Here is a 7280-nt window from a genome sequence, read left to right as displayed (position 1 = left end):
CCCCTTCTGCCCACGGACCTTCTCAAGGATAGCCTCCGCCTTTTCTCTTTCAAAAAGGCGCTCGTCCTCTCCACGCCATTTCCCCATGTACTCGAGATCTCCGTACCGAAAACGGGCAAAAATTTCCCAGTACGGAGTGGGGCGAAAGTTCTGAATTTCCCTTTCCCGATGGACAAGAATGGCAAGGGTTGGGGTCTGTACTCTTCCCACCGAGAGCAGAATACGGTATCGAGTCGTAAAAGCCCGACTCCCGTTGATTCCCACAAGCCAATCCCCTTCAGACCGACATTTTGCCGCCTGAGCAAGAAGGTCGTACTCCGAAGCAGGCTTAAGGTGCAGAAAGGCTTCCTGGATTGCCTCCTTGGTCATTGAGGAAAGCCAGAGGCGAAACACAGGTTTCCGCAAGCCTAAAAACTCGTAAATGTAGCGGAAAATGAGCTCTCCTTCCCGCCCTGCATCACAAGCGTTCACAAGAGCTTCGGTATCCTCTGCCTCGGCAAGAGACCTAATCACCTCGAGGCGTTTCTCCGTCTTCTCAAGAGGCTTCAACTGGAAAATCTCAGGGATAATCGGCAAAAGTCCAAGGTCCCACTTCTTGAAGCGCTTGTCGTAGTCCTCAGGTTCTGCAAGACCAACAAGGTGGCCAACAGCCCAGGTGATTCGGTACTCTTCGTTCTCGAGGTACTCTTTCCGGTCAAGAAATTCTCCCAACGCCTTGGCGATGTCCCTTGCAACGCTGGGTTTTTCGGTTATAATGAGCTTTTTTCCCATCCATTCACCCCTTTACTCTTTCGCCGCTGGCCGCCGGTACGGCCGGTACGGCAAGGGCACGCACTCGACAGTTGGACGCTGCTGGGGAGGTTGCGGGTAGAGCTCCATGAGCTCGTAAATTTCTTCAGGAAGTCCCTCCTGAACGGGAAGACCTAACTCCTTCGCTATTGCAGGGGTAATGGGGAAGTCGTGCGTCCATCGTCCCTCCGAGAGAATCTGGGCAATTTCCCTTGCCTTTTCCTCAGGCATTTTATCCCGTACCAAATCGAACACAACCTGGTAAACCTGGCGGATGGCCTTCCGGGCTATGTCTCCCAGGATAAGGGTTTCATCGCTCCGATTCGGATTGGGTTCCTCAAGAGCTCGAAGAATGGAAGCAGCCGGGTACTGGCCATGGACCGTAGAAATCTGGGGGTCCACAGGACCAAGAACCGCATTGGGGTCCATGACGATTTCATCAGCAGCAAGGGCAATGAGTGTGCCACCGGACATAGCGTAGTGAGGAACGAAAACGGTAACTTTCGCCGGATGCCGCTTAATGGCCCAGGCAATCTGCTCGGCAGCAAGAACTAAACCCCCAGGAGTGTGAAGGATGAGATCAATAGGCATGTCGGGAGGGGTTAAACGGATGGCCCGAAGGACCCGCTCTGAATCCTCGATACTGATGTACCGAGCAATGGGTAAACCAAGAAAGCTCACCGATTCCTGGCGATGGATGAGCACGATGACCCGAGAGCGGCGCTTCCTCTCAAATTCCCGGATTATGACGATACGACGTTGCTCGAGGATTTTCTGCTGCAGCGCCGGAAAGTACACGCTCAGAAAGAGGATGAGAAAGAGTATTTCCCAGAACATTTCCTCCTATCCCTCCTTCCGCGAAGTCTCCCAGTGGTACAAGAAAATCTTCCGGTGCCGGATCTTTCCCTCTTCGAAGAGGTCCCCTCCAAAAGCATCATAGGCCACAAGGAGAGGAAAATCCTTCACCACAAGGCGAAAGAGAGCCTGAGCACCCAAGTCCTCATACGCGAGAATTTCCTGAGACACCACAAAAGTTGCAAGATACGCTCCTGCGCCACCACAGGCAATGAAGTACACAGCCTTGTGCTTTTCAAGAAGCTTTTTAACTTCTTCCCCCCGTTCTCCTTTCCCAATCGTCGCCCGGAGCCCCCGCTCAAGGAAAAAGGAAAGGTACGGATCCATGCGTCGGCTCGTTGTAGGCCCAATGGACCCCACAGGCTCATATGGTGGGGCAGGTGTAGGACCAGCATAGTAGAGAACTGCTCCATGTACCGGGAAAGGGAGTTCCTTTCCCTGCGCTGCCTCTTCAAGCATCCTCCTGTGGGTCGCATCGCGTGCCACGTAGAGCTCTCCGCTCAGGAAAACCCGATCCCCAACGCGCAGGGCCAAGGTATCCTCAATACCCAGAGGAGTTTTCAGAATGAATTCCCGACTCATACCTTTCTACCACCGTAGCGTCTTTCTCCGAAAGACATGGCAACTGCACGCAATCCCCACAGGGAAACTGGCAATGTGGCAGGGATACGTCTCAATCCGGACCTCAAGGCACGTTACCCTGCCACCCACCCCCTGAGGACCAATGCCCAGACGGTTGATGTCCTCACACCACTTCTTCTCGAGCTCCCGGTAACGGGGATCAGGATGGGAAGACCCCAAGGGACGACTCAAAGCACGGGAGGCGAGAAAAAGGGCGTATGCTCCATTCCCCCCAATGCCTACTCCTACCACAAGAGGTGGACAGGCAAGGGAAGCCTTTTTGTCAAGCTCTCGGAGCAGAAAACGCTCCACATCATCGGGTGTGCTTCCCGGATCGAGCATTCCCAAGGTAGTAATATTGTCGCATCCCCCTCCTTTCACAAGGAGATCGATCTCGAGATGGTCTCCCTCCTCGAGAGTGAAAAAATACACCCCCGGAGTGTTGTCCTGGGTATTCCTGCCAAAGAAGGGGTCCGAGATGATAGACTTCCGAAAGAACCCCTCCCGGTAAGCTCTCCGAATACCCTCATCGAGGGCTTCGCGCAGGCTCCCACCCCGAATAAGGACCTCATTTCCAATACGGACCTCTGCCATGACCATTCCCGTATCCTGGCAGAGAGGGAGCCGACGTTCCTCCGCCACCACGTAGTTCTCAAGGACCTGTGTGAGCATTTCCTTCCCTGCCTCGCTTTCTTCTACCACGAGCGCGTTGAGCATCTGCTGGCGGAGGAGGTCATCGCTTCGGATATTCATTTCTATGAGAGCTTCCTTAACTTTCTCAACAACATCAAAGACCCAGATTTCCCTCATTCCTCTTCACCTTCTGGGGGAAGGGGAATGGTCCCACTCCGCACGCCCTCTTCCACCATTTTCCTCGCCCGCAGGATAAGGTCTCGTGCTTCTTTTTCCACTTCTTCAAGGGTACAAGTTCTCCTTGCAAGACCCTCCTCCATCGCTACTTGAGCTACAGCCTTAGCTTCTTCCACGTATACCTCCCATTCATCCATGGTAGGGATAATGTAGTCCTCGTGGAGACCCCGCTTCTTAGCAAAATGGTACAGAGCAAAAGAAGCGGCAAGACACATGGCATCGGTAATCTTTCGCGCCTGGACGGTGAGAACTCCCCGGAAAAGACCGGGGAACCCAAGGGAATTATTGATCTGGTTTGGAAAATCAGAGCGGCCAGTAGCAACAATTCTCGCACCGTGTGCCTTTGCCTCCCAGGGCCAGATTTCAGGCACAGGATTGGCACAGGCAAAAACAATGGGATCTTTCTCCATTCGGCGAATCCACTCCGGTTCAATGACTCGAGGACCAGGAGCAGAAAGGGCAATGAGCACATCTCGCCCCTCAATGGCTTCACGTTTTCCCCCTTTGAGGTTTTCCCCGTTCGTCAAAAGGCAAAACCTCCATTTCCAGGGATTCTCTTGAACGAGATCCTCCCGATCCCGGTGGAGAATGCCTCTCGTGTCACAGAGAACGATATTCTCTCCCCGTACCCCTGCCTTCATAAGGAGATCCGCAATACGGAGGTTTGAAGCTCCTGCCCCAATAAGAGCAACCCGAATCTCCTCCTTCTTCTTCCCCACCACATCCAAGGCTCCAAGGAGTCCAGCAAGGACAACGAGTGCTGTGCCCTGCTGGTCATCGTGCCAGACGGGAATTTCAAGCTCTTCTTGCAGCCTTTCTAAAACCGAAAAGCAAGCCGGCTGGGCTATGTCCTCAAGGTTCACACCGCCAAAACTCGGCTCAAGCATCTTCACCGCTTCGACGAGCTCCTCAGGACTCCGAACCCTAAGGCACAGAGGCAGGGCATCCACTCCTCCAAGGTAACGGAAAAGAAGGGCCTTCCCCTCCATTACCGGGAGCGCCGCCTCAGGACCAATGTTCCCAAGACCAAGAACCCGTGAGCCATCCGAAACAATGGCAACCGTATTCCAGCGATTTGTGTACTGGAAGGAGAGATTGCGATCTTTCTCAATCTCACGGCAAACAGCAGCCACTCCAGGAGTGTACCAAACCGCAAAATCGTCGTACTTGGTAACCGGACACTTGAGGTTTACTTCCACCTTTCCCCGGTAAAACGCATGCCAGCGTAAAGCTTTATAGTACGGCTTTTCAAGGTCCTTTGCATCCTTCCTCTCCACAAAAGCTTCCTCCCCTTTTTCGGTTCTCGACAATTGTACCACACCTCCTTGCACTCCCCGAAAGAAGCTCTACAATAAAAACCATGGACCGGACTATTCTTTTCCTCTACACGGCCAAGAACAGAACGAGTATCAATGCCCTCCTTGGAGCTCTTTCTTCCACTCCCCTCTGGCAAAAGGTTAAGGCGGTTCTCTGCGAACAAGAAGAGGAAGTTCCAAAGGTACTCTCGGAAATCCCCGGTGCGAAACTCCTCTGCTTTTCGAGCATGACCTACGAGTGGAGAAAACGCCGGGCATTCCTCGAGGGTCTCCTGAGCGACCCAAATCTCTCCATCTGTGGGGGAGGACCCCATGTGACTGCTGTCCCAGAGGACTTTGCTCTCCCCCGCACAGTTCTTGTCCAGGGAGAGGGAGAGGAGGCCTTCCTTGCGCTTACTCAGGAGTTCATCGAGGGACATCTCAACCCCCAAGTCGTCAAAGCCCAAAGGGTTGATATAAACCGTTTTCCCTCCTTCCCGTACCACCTTGGGTTTCTTGGACCCATCGAGATCAGCCGGGGATGTCCTTTTGGGTGCGCCTTCTGTGCAACACCGGTTCTCTTTGGGAAAAAGATGCGCCACCGAAGTCTTGATTCCATCTTAGAGCACGTCCGAGGGATGATGCGCCACCGCAAACGCATAGATGTGCGCTTTGTAACTCCAAATGCCCTTGCTTACGGATCGGAGGACGGTGTAAAACCAAACCTCAAAGCGATAGACATTCTCCTCACAAGCCTTCGCAGACTCCTTGGGAAAGAGGGGAGAATCTTCTTCGGCTCCTTCCCTTCAGAGGTTCGCCCCGAGTTCATCTCCGAAGAGGCCCTGGCTTTACTCCAGGAGACCATCGACAATCGTACTTTAGTCATCGGGGCCCAGTCAGGAAGCAGAAGGCTCCTCAGGCTCATGCGGAGAGGCCACACGCCTGAGGACGTTCTCTCTGCCTGCACCATGAGCCTTCGGCGAGGTTTCCAGGTGGTCGTTGATTTCATATTCGGATGCCCAGAGGAGACCGAAGAAGACTTCCTCAAAACCGTACGGTTCATGCAAGAGCTCATCGCTCTTGGAGCAACCGTTCGCGCTCACACCTTTTTGCCCCTTCCCGGAACACCCTGGGGAGAAAAGAAACCAACTCCCCTTCCCCCTTGGGGGAAGAAGCTTTTGAGCTCTCTTGCTCGGGAGGGAAAGCTCAAGGGTCAGTGGCAAATCCAGGAAAAAATGCTCAGCGAGGGACGGTGAAGCGAAAGTACACTATATCGCCGTCCTGGATTTCGTAGTCTTTCCCCTCAAAACGTACCCGCCCTTCTTCTTTAGCCCGCTCAAGGGACCCACAGGCGACAAGGTCGTCAAAGTGGACGACCTCAGCCTTTACGAATCCCCTCTCCATGTCGCTGTGGATTTTCCCCGCAGCCTGAGGAGCCCTTGTCCCACGCAGGACCTCCCAAGCCCGAAGCTCTTTATCCCCATAGGTGTAGAAGGTGACAAGGCCGAGGATGCGGTACACTTCCTCCACAAGGCGAGAAAACCCAAAGCCGGAGATACCGAACTCTTCAAAGAAGGCCTGACGTTCCCTCTCCTCAAGCTCAGCGAGCTCAGCCTCGAGCTTCGCCCACACAGGGACAAGGATAAGGTTCTTTTCCCTGAACTCTTCGGCAACTCTCTCAAAAAGCTTTCGAGAACTCTCTCCCTCATCGAGGTTAGCGACGTAGAGAATCGGCTTTGCCGTGATGAACTGGTAAGGTTTTAAGAGTTCCCGCTCTTTCAGAGAGAAGTCAACTTCTCGGAGAGGTACACCCCTTGCAAGGCTTGCCACGCATCGCTCAAAGACCTCTTTTTCCTCGAGGAGTTTTTCGTTCTTCGTCTTCCGCAGAAGGTCGGAGAGCTTCTCAAGGCGTCTCTCCGCCACCTCAAGATCGGCAAGGAGAAGCTCCGTATCCACGATGTCCCTGTCCCGAATGGGGTCAAGGCTTCCGACCACATGGGGAACGCTCGTATCTTCAAAGAACCGCAGAACCTCGACAACCGCATCCACGGCTCGGATATGGCTCAAGAACTGATTGCCAAGGCCCTCACCTTTGCTTGCCCCCTCCACAAGCCCCGCAACGTCAACGAATTCTACCGTTGCCGGAACAACCCGGGGAGGATGGAGAATTCGGGCAAGAACCTCAAGGCGTCCGTCCGGAACCGCAACAATACCTCGATTTGGAGCAATGGTTGAAAAAGGGTGCCCCGCAACTTCTGCGTGACCCCTGGTAAGGAGGTTGAAAAGCGTCGTCTTCCCCGAGTTCGGAAGCCCAACAATTCCAACCTGAAGCCCCATTTCACACCTCAATAATGCACTCTCTGGGCTTCAAAAGGCGGCCCTGTCGGTAAATCTCCCGGATTTTTCCTTCGAGCTTCCTTCGGGGAATCATCACGAAACGCCCGCACCCCAAGCACTTGATGCCGATATCCACCCCAAGGCGCACCACACGCCACTTCTGGCTTCCACAGGGATGGGTCTTTTTAAGGGTCAAGATGTCGTCTACCTCGAGGTGGAGTATGCCCACCGCCATCACCGTCACTCTGCAAAAACTTCTTCGCAGTAAATCTTCTCAAGGGGCCGACGAGTCGTGGCCTGAGGGATTTTCACCGGGTACCCCAGGGGGGTTACTGCTACCACCCGAACCTCTGGGGGAATCTGACAGATTTCTTTGATTTTCTCCTCATCGAAGGCTCCTATCCAGCAGGTACCAAGGCCCTTTGCCCAGGCTGCCAGCATGAGGTGGGTCAAGGCAATGGCGACATCCACCGGCCAGCTCTCCATGTACCCTCCAATCCACCCTCCTCGCCC

At 54.0% G+C, this 7280-nt stretch carries 9 protein-coding genes; 1 reads left to right on the top strand and 8 read right to left on the bottom strand.

The features are described from left to right. From H5U36_07870 to H5U36_07850, 5 genes are all read right to left on the bottom strand, one after another. The coding region (locus tag H5U36_07870) for a hypothetical protein (protein MBC7218038.1) at positions 1 to 771 on the bottom strand (771 nt) is incomplete at its 3' end. 12 nt (positions 772 to 783) lie between these two features. Then, entirely contained in the window at positions 784 to 1626 is an 843-nt protein-coding gene (locus H5U36_07865) for an ATP-dependent Clp protease proteolytic subunit (GenBank protein ID MBC7218037.1), read from the bottom strand. Between the two features lie 6 nt (positions 1627 to 1632). Then, entirely contained in the window at positions 1633 to 2226 is a 594-nt protein-coding gene (locus H5U36_07860) for a fumarate hydratase C-terminal domain-containing protein (GenBank protein MBC7218036.1), read from the bottom strand. Between the two features lie 6 nt (positions 2227 to 2232). Further along, on the bottom strand, positions 2233 to 3075 hold the full coding sequence (locus H5U36_07855; protein ID MBC7218035.1) for a fumarate hydratase: 843 nt from the start codon (positions 3073 to 3075) through the stop codon (positions 2233 to 2235). Then, the gene (locus H5U36_07850; protein MBC7218034.1) at positions 3072 to 4412 is read right to left on the bottom strand and encodes an NADP-dependent malic enzyme; all 1341 of its coding nucleotides are present in this window, start codon (positions 4410 to 4412) and stop codon (positions 3072 to 3074) included. Before H5U36_07850 ends, H5U36_07855 begins: the two co-directional genes overlap by 4 nt. A gap of 83 nt (positions 4413 to 4495) precedes the next feature. Between H5U36_07850 and H5U36_07845 the strand changes: the two genes are divergently transcribed. Next, positions 4496 to 5686 carry a TIGR04013 family B12-binding domain/radical SAM domain-containing protein gene (locus tag H5U36_07845; GenBank protein ID MBC7218033.1) on the top strand — a complete coding sequence of 397 codons (1191 nt, stop codon included), beginning with the start codon at positions 4496 to 4498 and terminating at the stop codon, positions 5684 to 5686. On the opposite strand, the gene ychF is transcribed toward H5U36_07845, so the two are convergent. From ychF to H5U36_07830, 3 genes are all read right to left on the bottom strand, one after another. Beyond that, on the bottom strand, positions 5670 to 6767 hold the full coding sequence (gene ychF / locus H5U36_07840; GenBank protein MBC7218032.1) for a redox-regulated ATPase YchF: 1098 nt from the start codon (positions 6765 to 6767) through the stop codon (positions 5670 to 5672). The genes H5U36_07845 and ychF overlap by 17 nt on opposite strands. 1 nt (position 6768) lies before the next feature. Further along, on the bottom strand, positions 6769 to 6996 hold the full coding sequence (locus H5U36_07835) for a DUF951 domain-containing protein (GenBank protein ID MBC7218031.1): 228 nt from the start codon (positions 6994 to 6996) through the stop codon (positions 6769 to 6771). Between the two features lie 11 nt (positions 6997 to 7007). Further along, the coding region (locus tag H5U36_07830; protein MBC7218030.1) for a nitroreductase family protein at positions 7008 to 7280 on the bottom strand (273 nt) is incomplete at its 5' end.

The organism is Candidatus Caldatribacterium sp. (assembly GCA_014359405.1).
Taxonomy (GTDB): domain Bacteria; phylum Atribacterota; class Atribacteria; order Atribacterales; family Caldatribacteriaceae; genus Caldatribacterium; species Caldatribacterium oleiphilum.
This window is presented reverse-complemented; position numbering and strand designations above follow the sequence as displayed.

Bases quoted from the DNA above. Each gene is read 5' to 3' on its own strand.
- H5U36_07860 (MBC7218036.1), bottom strand. From the start codon at position 2,226: ATGAGTCGGGAATTCATTCTGAAAACTCCTCTGGGTATTGAGGATACC.
- ychF (MBC7218032.1), bottom strand. From the start codon at position 6,767: ATGGGGCTTCAGGTTGGAATTGTTGGGCTTCCGAACTCGGGGAAGACG.
- H5U36_07855 (MBC7218035.1), bottom strand. From the start codon at position 3,075: ATGAGGGAAATCTGGGTCTTTGATGTTGTTGAGAAAGTTAAGGAAGCT.
- H5U36_07845 (MBC7218033.1), top strand. From the start codon at position 4,496: ATGGACCGGACTATTCTTTTCCTCTACACGGCCAAGAACAGAACGAGT.
- H5U36_07865 (MBC7218037.1), bottom strand. From the start codon at position 1,626: ATGTTCTGGGAAATACTCTTTCTCATCCTCTTTCTGAGCGTGTACTTT.